Genomic DNA, 13314 nt, shown 5'->3' with positions numbered 1-13314 from the left:
GTTCCGATCTCGTCGGCAGATGCTATTGTCTGATGATCAGCTTTTCCCCGGGATAAATCAAATCCGGATTTTCAATGTGGTTGAGGCGTTCTAATCGTTTGACGGTCGTTCCGTATCGGCGGGCGATATGGGACAAAGTATCTCCTTGCTTCACACGGTAAACAACCGGGCGCTCCTGTGCTTTTTCGCGGGTACCTAAATAAATTCCCTGCTTAAATCGATTTCGATCTACAAGACCCCGCACTCCGCTGACCGCTCCTTTGTCGCTGTATTGAAAACCGGTCCAGCTTTTCCAGCTTCCGACAGAAGACGGACGGCTTACTCCGTACTCCGCAATCCAGAGGGGATATTTGGAAAGCCCGCTTCCCCATAAAACACGGACATCGTATTCGTTGGAATAAAAGGCAGGCCGGTAACCGGTCAGTTTTTCCAGATCCCGCATATAGGCGCGGGCGATGGCATTCGCTTCTCTTTTTGTCAGACCGGAGACCTGTTCAAAGTCCATTGCGGGACGACACTCGATTTCTTTTTCATTAATGAGACTTGCGAAGAAATGGGCCTGCTGGCGCGCCTGGCTGACTGTCCGGGCGGTTACAAAGTGATAGAAGCCGATGTCCAGATCATATCGTTTTGCCTGGCGGTAGTTCCTCTCAAAATACGGATCGATGGAACCGGCTCCCTGACCGGCTTTTATATAGATGATTCTGATTCCCGCGTTCTTTACTTTGGCGTAATCGATTGTACCCTGCCAGTTGCTGACGTCAATGCCCCTTGCTTCTGAAGCGGCGAATGCCGGCTGCGCGAGAGAAAAGCAGAGTATCAGGCAGAGTCCGAACCAGATAAATCTTTTCATTGATACATACCCCTTTCACTGATAATTTATGCGATTCTTTGATAATTGGCTACAATAATGGTATAGTAATAGCAGCAACCAGAGGGAGGAAGTTATGAAAACACTGGAAACGCAACGGCTGCTCCTTTCCGCGTGGAGAAAAAAAGACGCGGCGGATCTTTACGAATACGCGAAGAATCCAAATGTGGGACCACACGCGGGATGGAAGCCTCACGGAGATGTGAAAGAGTCCAGGCAGATTATCAAAACCCTGTTTATTCCAAACGGCGTATGGGCAATCCGGGACAGAGAAAGCGGCAGAGCGATTGGGACGATCAGCCTTGAAGAAGACAAATACCGGCCGGGAATCCGCAGCCGGGAATTGGGATATTCGCTTTCCGAAGAATACTGGGGAAGAGGGCTCATGACGGAAGCGGCAAAGGAAGTAATACGTTATGGGTTTGAGGAGATGGGACTTGAGATGATCAGTATCTGCACCGGACCGGAGAACAAGCGATCTCAGAATGTGATCCGCAAGTGCGGCTTTACCTACGAAGGGACGCTGCGCAGAGCTTATAAGATTTATGACGGTACAATCAGAGATGTTTTGTGCCATTCTTTGATGAGGGAAGAATATGATGGAAATTAAGGGTTTGTACAAATTAAAGAAAACGGATCAGGAAAAGCTGATCCAGACCTATATGGATGCTTTTCAGGATTATCCAAAGATGATGAAGGCCTTTCCGGATAAGGCCGTAAAGACTGCGGCGCTGGAGGCGACATTGCGGTACTATGTAGCCTATGATATGGAATATGGCGGAGCATTCGCTTTGGACCATGAAATCCGAGAAGGGGTATGTCTCGTCCATTCGGAGGAAATGCATTATACCGAAGAACGGCATAAAAAGGCTGGCAGCTATAGCCCTGAGTATCAATCCGCTATGGCGCGCATGACGAAAGAGCAGCAGCGGCGGCGGATCGATCTTTTTGAAGAGCTGGACGAATTGGAGAAGGGGATTGATCTGCCGTCTCCCCATCTGTATGCGGACTTCCTCGGAGTCAGAAGCGACTTTCAGAAACAGGGCCGGGGGAGAAAGCTGATGTCACATGTGTGTGAGTACGCAAAGGAACAAGGGCTGCCGATCATGCTCTTTACGAATACGGAAGAGGATGTGAACTTTTATAAAAGCCTGGGATTTGAAATTGTGGATATTGTCCAGTCGGCCCGGTTTGGATTTGTGAATACATATCTGGTAAAGGAGGCATAAGGCATGGCTCAGAATCGAAAACATAAAACCAATGCGGCGCGAATCATGGAGGCAAAAGGAATTCCCTATGAAATTCACGAATATGACGTGTCCGGCGGGTTTGTGGATGGACTATCCGCGGCAAGATCTGCCGGAATACCCGAAGAGAAGGTTTTTAAGACTCTTGTTCTTCAGGGCGCCAGCCGGGAATATTTTGTGTGCGCCATTCCGGTGGGTAAGGAGTTGGATTTGAAAAAAGCGGCCAGACATTTTGGCGAGAAGAAAATCGAAATGATCCCGATGCGGGATCTCACGAAGGTGACCGGGTACATAAAAGGCGGATGCTCCCCAATCGGGATGAAAAAGAAATTCCGAACCGCGGTCGATCAGAGCGCGGAGCACCTGGAAACCATTGTGGTAAGCGCCGGAAAAGTCGGAATTCAGATGGAAGTTCCGACTTCCGGTCTTTTGCGGGCGGCGGAAGCATCGCTGGCGGATCTGACCGACTAGAGTGCCGATCCGCGCCCTATGCTTTTAACAGAGTCTTGTATAATTCCAGTCCCTGGAGCAGCACAGTTTCGTCAAAGTCAAAATTATTGCTGTGAAGAGCGATTCCCGTACCGGTTCCAAGAAAGAAGAATACCGATGGAACCCGCAGCCCGTAGAAGGAATAGTCCTCGGAAATCATGGCCGGCGTTTCCATTTCCTGATAGTTCAGAGCCTGGCGCAGGGAAGGCAGGATCTGTTGATACAGTTCAGGGTTATTGACAACAGGGGGGTATCCTTCGCTGTGCAGGGCTTCGATCCGGCACTGATATTTTTTTGAGAGATCGACAGCCGTGTCTTCTAAAATCCCCACCAGCTTCGCGAAGTCTGTATCTGAAAACGCGCGCATGGTTCCCAGCAGATCGCTGTAGCCGGAAATAACGTTGCGGGCTGTACCGCTTTCCATTTTGCAGATCTGAATAATGGTCCGTTCTTCCGGCGACGGATTCGGCGGCGTAAGAAGCCTGTGCTTTTCATAAACCTGCTCGATATACCGGCATCCGATGTAGAGCGCGTCGATCCCCTTTTCCGGCGCCGTCGCGTGAGAAGAACGTCCGAATACTTCAATGGTGATTTCAGAAGAGCGGGGCATCATCGGGCCCGGCTTGCTGCTGATGCTCCCGGCTTCGGCAAACGGCCACATGTGAATTCCAAAAATGCGGTTGACGTTGTATTTCTCCAGAACTCCGGTCTCGCAGATTTCCTTCGCTCCGCCGGTTGTTTCTTCAGCAGGCTGAAAGACGCACAAGACATTGCAGGGCAGGTCTTTTTGTGTGTCCACATACTGAGCCAGGGCAAGAACCATGGCCATGTGAGCGTCGTGGCCACAGGCATGCATATTTCCTTCATGGCAGGAAATATAATCGTGAGTATTCGCTTCTGTTACCGGAAGCGCGTCCATGTCCGCCCGGTAAGCGGTGGTCGTTTCCCGACCCCGGTCAAAATAAGCGCAAAGCCCAGACTCCATCACTTCCGTAATCTCGCAGTCCAGCGTGTCAAGAACCGAGCGCAAATAAGCCTTTGTTTTCGGAAGCTCCCGGTTGACTTCCGGTATTTTATGTAATTCTCTCCGGTGAAGAGTCAGCTGCTGTAAATAATCCATGTTGCAATCCTTTCGTTTTTAACCATCATACTATTTCCAGACAGGCTTGTCAAAAAAGCGAAAGCGTGATTTGTATCCTGAGCGGCTGAAAAACGGCCAGTGGATACAAAATTTGTGGACTTCGGCGTCCGATTTTTTGAAAATCCGCTCGATTTGTAGATTTTGGAGCAGATAGTTCCTTATAAATGGGAAAGTTTTGTATCCAGAAAGCTCTTTGAAAGGCAGTGGGATACAAACCGGGCGCTGCGGGCGCAAGTTACTGTGAAACAAACCAACGATATTTAAATTTGTTGATAAAAAATACCGGCTTGTAGGGAACGAAAACGGCCAAAATGCCTTTTTCCCCAAGCTTTTTTGATCTCGATCCCTGTGAGCCTTGAAAAAATAGTAACAAATGCGTGAAAATGAAAAATGTTACGGCGCGGGGACAGGTGTATACGCGGGAAGTAAAAATCAGTAAAATTTATCGCATACCCACACGCTATAACAAAAAAATTGTATGAAATAACAAAAAAGGCTTGCAATAAGGAAAAAGATTTAGTACACTTAACTCAAGTTGATAGAGGCGCGAAGCAAAAGAAGGATCAGAGAGTCGGCAGGCAGAGACCTGATCTGGAGGTACCCTTCGCCGAACCGAAGCCGCCAGGCATGGGACTTCGGTGGGCATGCAGTTAATAGCTGTATGACTGTCTGCTTTGGAATACCAGAGCAGGTGAGCTATCCTTATATGACATGAAAGACATTCAGAGGGCAAGGCAAAGACGCGGATCCGGAGCCGTAGCAGCCACCCGAAATTCTGTTTATTCGAAGTCAGCGAGGATTGCCCGCTGACTTTTTTCATTTTAGTCAGAGGGCCCTGCGGAAAGCACATCAACGAAACCCAAATATACTTACACGATAAAGGAAAAAGAGAGAAACACACATGGCAAACTTAGAAATCGGAGGCATCGACTGTCGGAGATTGGCAGAGGTCTCAGGAACACCGCTTTTAGTCTATGACGAGGCAAAAATTGAAGGACAGTTTGCGGCAGCCACAAGTAATTTCAAATCGGAGAAATTCGAGACAGAGGTGGTTTACGCGGCGAAAGCGTTTTCCTGTAAGGCGATTTTCGAAAAAGCGAAAGAAGCCGGCGCGGGGCTGGACGTCGTAAGCGGCGGAGAACTGTACTGCGCGCAGCAGGCGGGCGTGGATATGAAATCTGTATATTTCCACGGAAATAACAAATCGGAAGAAGAACTGCGCATGGCGCTGGAAGCGGGCTGCGGCACCATTGTACTGGATAACCGGATGGAAAGCCAGCGGCTTGTCAATCTGGCGGCAGAGCTAAAACGTCCCATCGACGTTCTTCTGAGAGTCAACCCGGGAATCGAAGCCCATACTCACGAGTACATTCGCACTTCCGGATCGGATTCCAAATTCGGAATTTCCATCAAAAAAGCAGAGGAAATCGCAGAATTGATTCAACCGGTTCTGAACAGCGAATATGTAACTTTCAAAGGATTTCACAGCCATATCGGCTCCCAGATTACCGAGACGGAGGGCTTTGAAAAGGCACTGGAAATTATGATTGACTTCATCAGAGAGATGAAAGAGCAGTACCGTATTACAGCGGGCTGCCTCAGCATAGGGGGTGGATTCGGCATTAAGTATACTGCCGTTGATAAACCGATTCCCCTGGGGGAAATGGCAGAAATACTGGCGCGCACCTGTGAAACACTGATTGCGGAAAAGGGCGTTGCGCTGAAAAAGCTTCTGATCGAGCCGGGAAGATCCATTGTGGGAGAAGCCGGGTACGCCCTGTACCGGGTAGGATTTTCCAAAGATACGGATAGTAAACATTTTCTCTTTGTAGACGGAGGAATGAGCGACAACATCCGTCCGGCGCTGTATCAGGCAGAATACAGTTGTGACATTGCCACGCGCATGGGAGAGCCGAAAGATAAAACCTTCTGTGTAGCAGGAAAAAATTGCGAATCCGGAGATATTTTGATTAAAGAAGCGAAACTTCCTTCCTCGGTCTGCGAGGGTGATCTCCTAGTCATCTACGCGGCAGGCGCTTATGGATATTCCATGGCCAGCAACTACAACCGGGCGGGAAGACCGGAGGTCGTGTTCGTCAAAGACGGAAAAGCGCGCAGAGTACTGCGGCGGGAAACCTATGAAGACCAGCTTAGACTGGAAGCGGATGAACAACTGACAATTTAGGAAAGGATAAGGAATGATGAATGTAGTACAGAAATATAATGGCAGATGTGTCGATTCGATTGACAAAATCAAAGCCATCGCCCGGCATGTGGCAGAGACAAGACAGGAAGGAGACGGACTGGTAATTGTCGCCAGTGCCATGGGCAGGACGACGGACCGTCTGATTAAAATGGCTCAGGAGGTAAGCAGCGATATTCCGAAGAGAGAACTGGACGCCCTGCTGGCTACCGGAGAACAGCAGTCGGTCGCGCTTCTGGCGATTGCGCTAAACGATTTGGGCGTGCCGGCAGTTTCCTTGACCGGACTTCAGTCGGGATTCATTACAAACGATTACCATACCCACGCGCGTATTAAAACCCTTAATACAGAGAATGTAGAGGAGATTATTAAGCAGGGAAAAGTCGCGGTGGTAGCAGGCTTCCAGGGAGCCAGCGAAGACGGCGATGTGACGACCCTGGGACGGGGCGGAGCGGATATTACGGCAGTAGCGATTGCGGCGCAGCTGGGATGGCCGTGCGAAGTGTATTCCACAACCGATGGTCTGTATACCGTTGATCCGGATATCTATCCGCAGGCGAAGAAAATTTCCTCTATCACTTATGAAGAAATGATGGAGCTTGCCAATCTGGGATCGGATAAACTGGAAACGCGCAGTGTGGAGCTGGCAAAGAAATACGGTGTTGAGTTATTTTTAGGTAAAGCATTGGAAAGGGATAAAAGTAAAGGAACATATATTATGAATAACGATAATTTATTAGTAGAAGAAATGCCCGTTACAGGTATGAGCATCCAGGAGGATGTTACAATTTTTACCATGAGAAACATTAAAAACGACGGCAGAACCGTTGCGGAATGTTTTAAGATTTTAGGTGAACTGGATATAAATGTGGATATGATCTCCCAGCAGAGCATGGGAAAAGATACTTGCTCCGTATCTTTCAGCTGTACCCGGGATCAGGGAAGAGAACTGAAAAAACGCATTGACGCGGCAGAAATCTTCAAAGGCGTGACAGTGGATTGTGAAGAGGATCTGGCGATGATTTCTCTGGTAGGCGTAGGCATGGCGACTCACTCCGGCGTAGCCAGCGAAGTGTTTAACGTGCTGGCGGCAAACGATATTAAATACTATCAGATTACCACTTCTGAAATTTCCATTTCTGTAACGGTAGATATGGAATGGAAGAGCAAGGCGGCCATCGCTTTAGCGGAAGCTTTTGAACTGTAAATAACGAGGAAGAGACAGGAGACTTTCAAATGATCCGATTTGCGAAGTACCACGGATGTGGAAATAACTTTATTATTGCGGATGAGGCGGATGTGGCAGGACAGGATTACAGCCGGCTTGCTGTCAGCGTATGCAGTATGGCTACCGGCATCGGAGCGGACGGATTTATTGTCGTCCGGAAAGAGCCTGCGCTGGAAATGGTCTTTTACAATATGGACGGCAGCCGGGCGCCCATGTGCGGCAATGGCATCCGGTGCTTCGCGGCCTTCTGCTACGATAACGGAATACAGACGGCAGAATCTTATCCCGTGCAGACTCTGGCAGGCGAAATGATTGTAAACCGGATCAGTACGGACCCATTTCTTGTAAAAATACAGATGGGAAAGCCCAGCTTCCGGTGTCAGGACTTCGGTGTTCTGAACGGAGCGGAAAATTTTCTGAATCAACGGCTGGAAACGACAGAAGGCGCTTTCACGGTCAGCAGTTGTTTTATGGGAACCGTGCATACTGTTGTATGGGTGGAGGAATTTCCATCAGAGACAGCAGCCAGTCAGCTTTCCAATCATCCTGTTTTTTCCGAGAAAACCAATGTGAACTTTGTAAAGAAAATCGATTCCGCGACCCTTGAAATTAAAACCTATGAACGGGGTGTAGGCTTTACATACGCCTGCGGAACCGGAGCCTGCGCCAGCGTGGTGATGGGGATTCGGGAAGGCAAGACAGACCGGAAGGTTACCGTACAGCTGCCTTATGGTGAGCTTATCATCGAACAGCTGGCGGACGGCGAAGTGACTATGACCGGCCCCGCGGTAAAAGTCGCGGAAGGTACTTATATTCAGGACAGATAGTACGAGGAGGAAAAAGAAAATGATAACAGGCTCTATGGTAGCTCTGATTACACCATTTCACGAAGACGGAAGCGTGAATTATGATAAGCTGGGTGAACTGATCGAATGGCATATCCAGCAGCAGACAGACGCGATATTGGTCCTGGGGACCACGGCAGAGACTCCTGCCCTGACAGTGACAGAGGAAGATGAGATCGCGAGAATTTCCATTGAAGCTGCGGGCGGAAGAGTTCCGATCATCGTGGGAAGCGGTTCCAACAATACGATGATCGCTATGGAACAGAGTATTAAATATGAAAAAATGGGAGCGGACGCTCTGCTGGTTATTACGCCATACTATAATAAGACCAACAAATCCGGTATGGTAAATCATTTTTACACCGTTGCGGACGCGGTAAACATTCCGATTTACGTGTACAATGTTCCGGGAAGAACCGGTGTTTCCCTTACCTACGAGGCTCTGGCGGAAATCAGTAAACATAAGAATATTGTGGGAATTAAAGAAGCCAGCGGGGATATTTCTTTTATTACCAAGATTTCAAGACTGATTAATGATGACTTTAACATGTATTCCGGAAACGATGATATTTCCATTCCATTGATGTCCATGGGCGGCGCGGGAATTATTTCGGTTCTGGCGAATATACTGCCAAAGGAGACTCATGATATGGCGATGGCCTATCTGAACGGTGATGTAAAGAAGGCGGCGGAAATGCAGAAATATTATTTGGACTTCATCAACGCCCTCTTTATCGAAACCAACCCGATTCCGATCAAGGAAGCCATGAATCTGGTGGGCATGGATGTCGGCGGATATCGGATGCCGCTGTGCCCGATGGAAGAAGATACAAAAGCAAAACTGATCCAGACAATGAAGGATATTAATCTGTTATAACAAACAAAAGGAGGCCTGTCGTCTGTAAACGCTTCGATACGCGTGTATAGAGGGCAGGCTGAAAAATGAGAGGAGACGTATATGAAGGCAGCCATTTTAGGCGCAGGCGCTATGGGAAAGGTTCTGGCTCAGACCATCGAAGAGCAGGAGGGAATTTCCCTGGTGGCAATGATTGAACCGAGAAACGGTGAAAAACTTCACGATATCAAAGAAACAGTGGATGTAGTTATTGATTTCAGCAATCCGGAAAATCTGGAAATGCTGATGGACTTCTGCATTGCCCGCAAGTGTCCGGCAGTAATAGCCACAACCGGATTTTCTCTGGAGCAGCAGCAGATGATCACTGATACGGCCCAGCAGGTGCCGGTTGTTTTCGCGGCGAATTTTTCTCTGGGAATCACGGTGATGAAGCGGATCCTGTCTGAGATCGCGCCGATTCTGGAAGACAGCTTTGACATGGAGGTTATTGAAAAGCACCACAATAAAAAGCTGGATGCTCCCAGCGGAACGGCGAAGATGTTGGTTTCCGCGATTAACAGCAGGGGCGATTATGAGGAAGTGCATGGAAGAGAAGGGAATCGCAGACGCGGAAAAGAAATCGGAATTCATGCCATTCGCGGCGGTACGATTGCCGGAGAGCATGATGTGATATTCGCAGGTGAAGATGAAATTCTGGAAATTAAACATACCGCCGGATCGAAAAAGATTTTTGCCGCGGGCGCGGTAAAAGCGGCTCGTTTTGCGCAGACCGCGGAGCCGGGGCTGTATGATATGGAGGACGTGCTGTTTGGCGGCAAATAACAGGCCGGAAAAGAAAGGGAAGAGAGTTACAAAAGATGGAAGCAAGAGAATTAATTGAATTTATAGGAAACGCAGAAAAAAAGACTCCGGTAAAAGTCTATGTAAAGGAAAGAGAACCGGTGGATTTTGCCGGTGCGGGATGCCAGGTGTTCGGAACCGGGGATAAAATCGTGTTCGGGGACTGGAAGGTTGTAGGAGAAGTGCTGAAAGACAATATGGATAAAATTCAGGACTTTGTTGTGGAAAATGGCTGCAGAAACTCGGCAATTCCCCTTTTGGATATGAAGAACATCAACGCCCGTATCGAGCCGGGCGCTATCATCCGGGATATGGTGGAAATCGGAGACAACGCCGTGATTATGATGGGAGCGGTCATCAACATCGGCGCGGTTATCGGCGATGGAACGATGATCGATATGGGCGCTGTTCTGGGAGGCCGGGCAACGGTGGGAAAAAACTGTCATATCGGCGCGGGAACCGTCCTGGCAGGTGTCATCGAACCGCCTAACGCGACTCCGGTAGTCATTGAAGATAATGTTGTAATCGGCGCTAACGCCGTTGTTCTGGAAGGCTGCCGTGTGGGAAAAGGCGCGGTAGTCGCCGCGGGAGCAGTGGTCATTGAGGATGTGCCCGCAGGCGCGGTAGTCGCGGGAGTACCGGCGAGAGTGATCAAGTCGGCGGAAGATACGGCGGCGGAAAAGATCGAGATCGTAGACGCTCTGCGTCAGCTGTAAATACGATGGATATCCGGATACTCCGCTACTTTCTGGCGGTTGCCAGAGAAGAGAATATCACAAAAGCGGCAGAGCTGCTGCATGTGACGCAGCCGGGTTAGCGGATTCATGCTTTCTGGTAATGAATGTTCATGAGACATAAGCATTAGACATAAAATAAAGGCCCAATTATAATGTAGGCATAACAGGAAGAAATTTACCTGAATGTGCCTGCATTTTTTATTTGACAGAAAGGATTGATGGTACGTAAAGAACTGAAGGAGGGGATCTGATGAAAAAAGGACTTGCCGTTTTGCTGATACTGATGTTGCTGTTTCCTTTTGCGGGATGCCAGAGCGGAGGCAGCGGACAGGAGAAGGAAGAGCGCAGCACAGAGGCGCAGGCCGCGCAAAATGACGCGGTAGAGGGAGAAAACATTCTAATTGCGTATTTTTCCTTGTGGGAAAATGCGGAATATCCGGAAAATGTGGATACCACATCATCGGCCAGTGTTGTGGCAGATGGAGAAACTCGCTATGGCACGACGGAACTGATGGCAGGAATGATCCAGGAACAGAGTGGCGGAGACCTCCATTCAATCCGAACAACGGAGCCTTACCCGGCAGATTACGATCAGGTGGTGGATCAGAACCACAGGGAACAGGACAGGGAAGCGCTGCCGGAACTCGCGGACAGTGACTTAGATATAGAACGTTACGATACGGTGTTTCTCGGATATCCAATTTGGGCCACATCTGCGCCACGGGCAATCTTCTCCTTCCTAGCTGAGGAAGACCTGTCCGGGAAAACGGTGATCCCATTTTGTACCCATGACGGATACGGCGCCGGGAGCAGCTATGATGAGATTTCTCAAGCCGCGCCGGACGCCCGGATCCTGGATGGGTTAGCGGTTGAAGCGGACGATGTGCTGGGCGCGTCCGATACTGTGGAAAGCTGGCTGCGGGAACTGGGGATTGCGCAGGAGGAAGTTTCCGGACAGACCGGCAGCCGTGACCTTATTGTTACAGCAGGAGGTTCCCAGATGGAAGGCGTGCTTTATGATACGGCGTTGGAGAATTTTGAACAGCTGCCGAAGGATATGGAATTTACATTTGCGCTGGCAGAATAGGGTGCGTAATCCTTTGTTTGGTCGAAGGTGGTGTATAAAATTATGCATATTCATTAATTCGTGTGTCCAAAAAGTAAATTTGCATAGTTAGGAACAAAACGAGGGAGCCGCTTATTACAGATACTGTTTATGGAGGAAAAGGAGGGATTTCCGTTATGAAAAAAGGAATGGTATTTTTACTGATATGTTTCATGCTTGTATTCGCTGCTGCGTGTGGGGAAACAGAAACGTCTCAAAACGCGCAGACAGGAACTTCCGGAGAAGCGGCGCAGGCATCAGCAGAGACAGAAGCTTCGCAAGGGGAAAATTCCAACGCCCTGATCGCTTACTTCACTTACGCTGAGAACGCGGAGCTTCCCGATGGTGTAGACGCCTCGGCCAGCGCCAGCATCCAGGTGGCAGACGGAGAACGGACCGGAAATACCGGAATGGTGGCGCGTATGATTCAGGACGCGATCGGCGCGGACCTGTTTTCCATCCGGACAGAAGAGTCTTATCCGGACAATTACGAGGATACGGTAGACCAGGGTCAGGAGGAACAGGCGGAAAACGCCAGACCCCGCTTAACCGGTCAGATTGAAAATCTGGATCAATATGATACGGTTTTCCTGGGATTTCCCAACTGGTGGGGAGACATGCCGATGGCGGTTTACAGTTTCCTGGAGGAGTATGATCTCTCAGGAAAAACCATCGTGCCTTTTGTGACATCCGGCGGTAGCGGATTTTCCGGGACTGTCAGTGAAATCGAAACCCTGGAGCCGGACGCGGAGGTTCAGGAAGGGCTTTCCATTGGCGCCAGCAGCGTGCAGGACGCGCGGAACGACGTGGAAAGCTGGCTGCAGGAATTGGGATATATGGAATAGAGAGGAGGTCTGGTTCATTGATAAAGACGGTCAAACTGAACAATGGCGTGGATATGCCCATGGAAGGATTCGGAGTTTTCCAAATACCGGAGGAAAGCTGTGAGCAAGCGGTGAGAACCGCGCTGCGATCCGGCTATCGGCTGATTGATACAGCCAGTTCCTATCAGAATGAAAAAGCAGTCGGAAAGGCTCTGCATGCCTGCGGTATTCCGCGGGAAGAACTGTTCATCACGACAAAAGCGTATATCCAGCAGATGGGATATGAGAAAACAAAAGCCGCTTTTGCGGAATCTCTGAACAACCTGGGCCTTGATTATCTGGATCTTTATCTGATTCATATGCCATTCGGTGATTATTACGGATCCTGGCGGGCGCTGGAAGAATTGTATCGTGATGGAAAGATCCGGGCTATCGGGGTGTGTAATTTTTTGCCGGATCGGCTGCTGGATCTGTGCTGTAATGTCAGCATTCTGCCGCAGATCAATCAAATTGAGAGGCATCCCCATTACCAGCGAGAAGAGGATCTTCACCTGATGAGGGAGCTTGGAATACAGCCCCAGGCATGGGCTCCTTTCGCGGAGGGGCTGAAAGGAATGTTTGCGGAGCCGGCATTGAAAAGAATCGCGGAAAAGCATAAAAAAACTCCGGCGCAGGTGATCCTTCGCTGGAACGTGCAGCAGGGAGTGATCGTGATCCCCAAATCCGTCCATAAGGATCGTATGGAAGAAAACCTGGATATCTGGAACTTTTCACTGGGCAATGAAGATATGGATCAGATCGCGGCGCTTGATAAGGGAGTCCCTTCGATGCTGGACACACGAAAGATCAGCGAGATCCGGAGGGTGTACGATTATCTGAACAATCCGGTGCTGACCAGCCTGTGACCGCGGAATCATTTAAAGTAAAG

Annotated in this window: 15 protein-coding genes and 1 riboswitch; of the genes, 13 read left to right on the top strand and 2 right to left on the bottom strand. The window is 49.4% G+C overall.

Annotated elements, in window-relative coordinates; genetic code table 11:
* Positions 1-22: 22 nt before the first annotated feature.
* A complete protein-coding gene (locus tag H9L42_RS08510) occupies positions 23-853 on the bottom strand; it encodes a GH25 family lysozyme (protein ID WP_187302967.1) in 831 nt (276 codons plus the stop codon).
* Between the two features lie 94 nt (positions 854-947).
* Here H9L42_RS08510 and H9L42_RS08505 point away from each other — a divergent pair, with 94 nt between their 5' ends.
* The 3 genes from H9L42_RS08505 to ybaK are packed head-to-tail and all read left to right on the top strand — an operon-like array spanning position 948 to position 2589.
* Entirely contained in the window at positions 948-1481 is a 534-nt protein-coding gene (locus H9L42_RS08505) for a GNAT family N-acetyltransferase (protein ID WP_187302966.1), read from the top strand.
* On the top strand, positions 1468-2100 hold the full coding sequence (locus H9L42_RS08500; protein WP_187302965.1) for a GNAT family N-acetyltransferase: 633 nt from the start codon (positions 1468-1470) through the stop codon (positions 2098-2100). The genes H9L42_RS08505 and H9L42_RS08500 overlap by 14 nt, the downstream gene beginning before the upstream one ends.
* Before the next feature lie 3 nt (positions 2101-2103).
* Positions 2104-2589: a Cys-tRNA(Pro) deacylase gene (ybaK, locus tag H9L42_RS08495; protein ID WP_187302964.1), complete on the top strand. Its 486-nt coding sequence runs from the start codon at positions 2104-2106 to the stop codon at positions 2587-2589.
* A gap of 16 nt (positions 2590-2605) precedes the next feature.
* On the opposite strand, the gene H9L42_RS08490 is transcribed toward ybaK, so the two are convergent.
* Positions 2606-3727, bottom strand: coding sequence for a M20 metallopeptidase family protein (locus H9L42_RS08490; RefSeq protein ID WP_187302963.1), 1122 nt, complete (start codon positions 3725-3727; stop codon positions 2606-2608).
* Positions 3728-4279: 552 nt separating this feature from the next.
* Positions 4280-4455, top strand: a riboswitch (Lysine riboswitch).
* 194 nt (positions 4456-4649) lie between these two features.
* Between H9L42_RS08490 and lysA the strand changes: the two genes are divergently transcribed.
* The 10 genes from lysA to H9L42_RS08440 all read left to right on the top strand — a co-directional run bounded on the left by lysA (position 4650) and on the right by H9L42_RS08440 (position 13291).
* Positions 4650-5933: a diaminopimelate decarboxylase gene (gene lysA / locus H9L42_RS08485; protein ID WP_187302962.1), complete on the top strand. Its 1284-nt coding sequence runs from the start codon at positions 4650-4652 to the stop codon at positions 5931-5933.
* Between the two features lie 13 nt (positions 5934-5946).
* Complete coding sequence (locus H9L42_RS08480) at positions 5947-7158, top strand: aspartate kinase (RefSeq protein WP_243235721.1); 1212 nt, start codon at positions 5947-5949, stop codon at positions 7156-7158.
* A 29-nt stretch (positions 7159-7187) separates the two neighbouring features.
* Positions 7188-8006, top strand: coding sequence for a diaminopimelate epimerase (dapF, locus tag H9L42_RS08475; protein WP_187302961.1), 819 nt, complete (start codon positions 7188-7190; stop codon positions 8004-8006).
* A 19-nt stretch (positions 8007-8025) separates the two neighbouring features.
* A complete protein-coding gene (dapA, locus tag H9L42_RS08470; protein ID WP_187302960.1) occupies positions 8026-8901 on the top strand; it encodes a 4-hydroxy-tetrahydrodipicolinate synthase in 876 nt (291 codons plus the stop codon).
* Positions 8902-8982: 81 nt separating this feature from the next.
* Entirely contained in the window at positions 8983-9702 is a 720-nt protein-coding gene (gene dapB, locus H9L42_RS08465) for a 4-hydroxy-tetrahydrodipicolinate reductase (protein WP_187302959.1), read from the top strand.
* A 35-nt stretch (positions 9703-9737) separates the two neighbouring features.
* On the top strand, positions 9738-10436 hold the full coding sequence (dapD, locus tag H9L42_RS08460) for a 2,3,4,5-tetrahydropyridine-2,6-dicarboxylate N-acetyltransferase (protein ID WP_187302958.1): 699 nt from the start codon (positions 9738-9740) through the stop codon (positions 10434-10436).
* Between the two features lie 5 nt (positions 10437-10441).
* Positions 10442-10537 (top strand): LysR family transcriptional regulator, encoded by a 96-nt coding sequence (locus tag H9L42_RS08455; RefSeq protein ID WP_465270657.1) that lies wholly within the window; start codon positions 10442-10444, stop codon positions 10535-10537.
* A gap of 170 nt (positions 10538-10707) precedes the next feature.
* On the top strand, positions 10708-11544 hold the full coding sequence (locus tag H9L42_RS08450; RefSeq protein WP_187302957.1) for a flavodoxin: 837 nt from the start codon (positions 10708-10710) through the stop codon (positions 11542-11544).
* Between the two features lie 155 nt (positions 11545-11699).
* The gene (locus H9L42_RS08445; RefSeq protein WP_187302956.1) at positions 11700-12407 is read left to right on the top strand and encodes a flavodoxin; all 708 of its coding nucleotides are present in this window, start codon (positions 11700-11702) and stop codon (positions 12405-12407) included.
* Positions 12408-12424: 17 nt separating this feature from the next.
* A complete protein-coding gene (locus tag H9L42_RS08440; protein WP_283243230.1) occupies positions 12425-13291 on the top strand; it encodes an aldo/keto reductase in 867 nt (288 codons plus the stop codon).
* Positions 13292-13314: the final 23 nt, after the last annotated feature.

This window comes from Zhenpiania hominis (assembly GCF_014333425.1).
GTDB classification, from domain to species: Bacteria; Bacillota; Clostridia; order Peptostreptococcales; family Anaerovoracaceae; genus Hominibacterium; species Hominibacterium hominis.
This window is presented reverse-complemented; position numbering and strand designations above follow the sequence as displayed.

Bases quoted from the DNA above. Each gene is read 5' to 3' on its own strand.
- H9L42_RS08510 (WP_187302967.1), bottom strand. From the start codon at position 853: ATGAAAAGATTTATCTGGTTCGGACTCTGCCTGATACTCTGCTTTTCT.
- H9L42_RS08505 (WP_187302966.1), top strand. From the start codon at position 948: ATGAAAACACTGGAAACGCAACGGCTGCTCCTTTCCGCGTGGAGAAAA.
- H9L42_RS08500 (WP_187302965.1), top strand. From the start codon at position 1,468: ATGATGGAAATTAAGGGTTTGTACAAATTAAAGAAAACGGATCAGGAA.
- ybaK (WP_187302964.1), top strand. From the start codon at position 2,104: ATGGCTCAGAATCGAAAACATAAAACCAATGCGGCGCGAATCATGGAG.
- H9L42_RS08490 (WP_187302963.1), bottom strand. From the start codon at position 3,727: ATGGATTATTTACAGCAGCTGACTCTTCACCGGAGAGAATTACATAAA.
- lysA (WP_187302962.1), top strand. From the start codon at position 4,650: ATGGCAAACTTAGAAATCGGAGGCATCGACTGTCGGAGATTGGCAGAG.
- H9L42_RS08480 (WP_243235721.1), top strand. From the start codon at position 5,947: ATGATGAATGTAGTACAGAAATATAATGGCAGATGTGTCGATTCGATT.
- dapF (WP_187302961.1), top strand. From the start codon at position 7,188: ATGATCCGATTTGCGAAGTACCACGGATGTGGAAATAACTTTATTATT.
- dapA (WP_187302960.1), top strand. From the start codon at position 8,026: ATGATAACAGGCTCTATGGTAGCTCTGATTACACCATTTCACGAAGAC.
- dapB (WP_187302959.1), top strand. From the start codon at position 8,983: ATGAAGGCAGCCATTTTAGGCGCAGGCGCTATGGGAAAGGTTCTGGCT.
- dapD (WP_187302958.1), top strand. From the start codon at position 9,738: ATGGAAGCAAGAGAATTAATTGAATTTATAGGAAACGCAGAAAAAAAG.
- H9L42_RS08455 (WP_465270657.1), top strand. From the start codon at position 10,442: ATGGATATCCGGATACTCCGCTACTTTCTGGCGGTTGCCAGAGAAGAG.
- H9L42_RS08450 (WP_187302957.1), top strand. From the start codon at position 10,708: ATGAAAAAAGGACTTGCCGTTTTGCTGATACTGATGTTGCTGTTTCCT.
- H9L42_RS08445 (WP_187302956.1), top strand. From the start codon at position 11,700: ATGAAAAAAGGAATGGTATTTTTACTGATATGTTTCATGCTTGTATTC.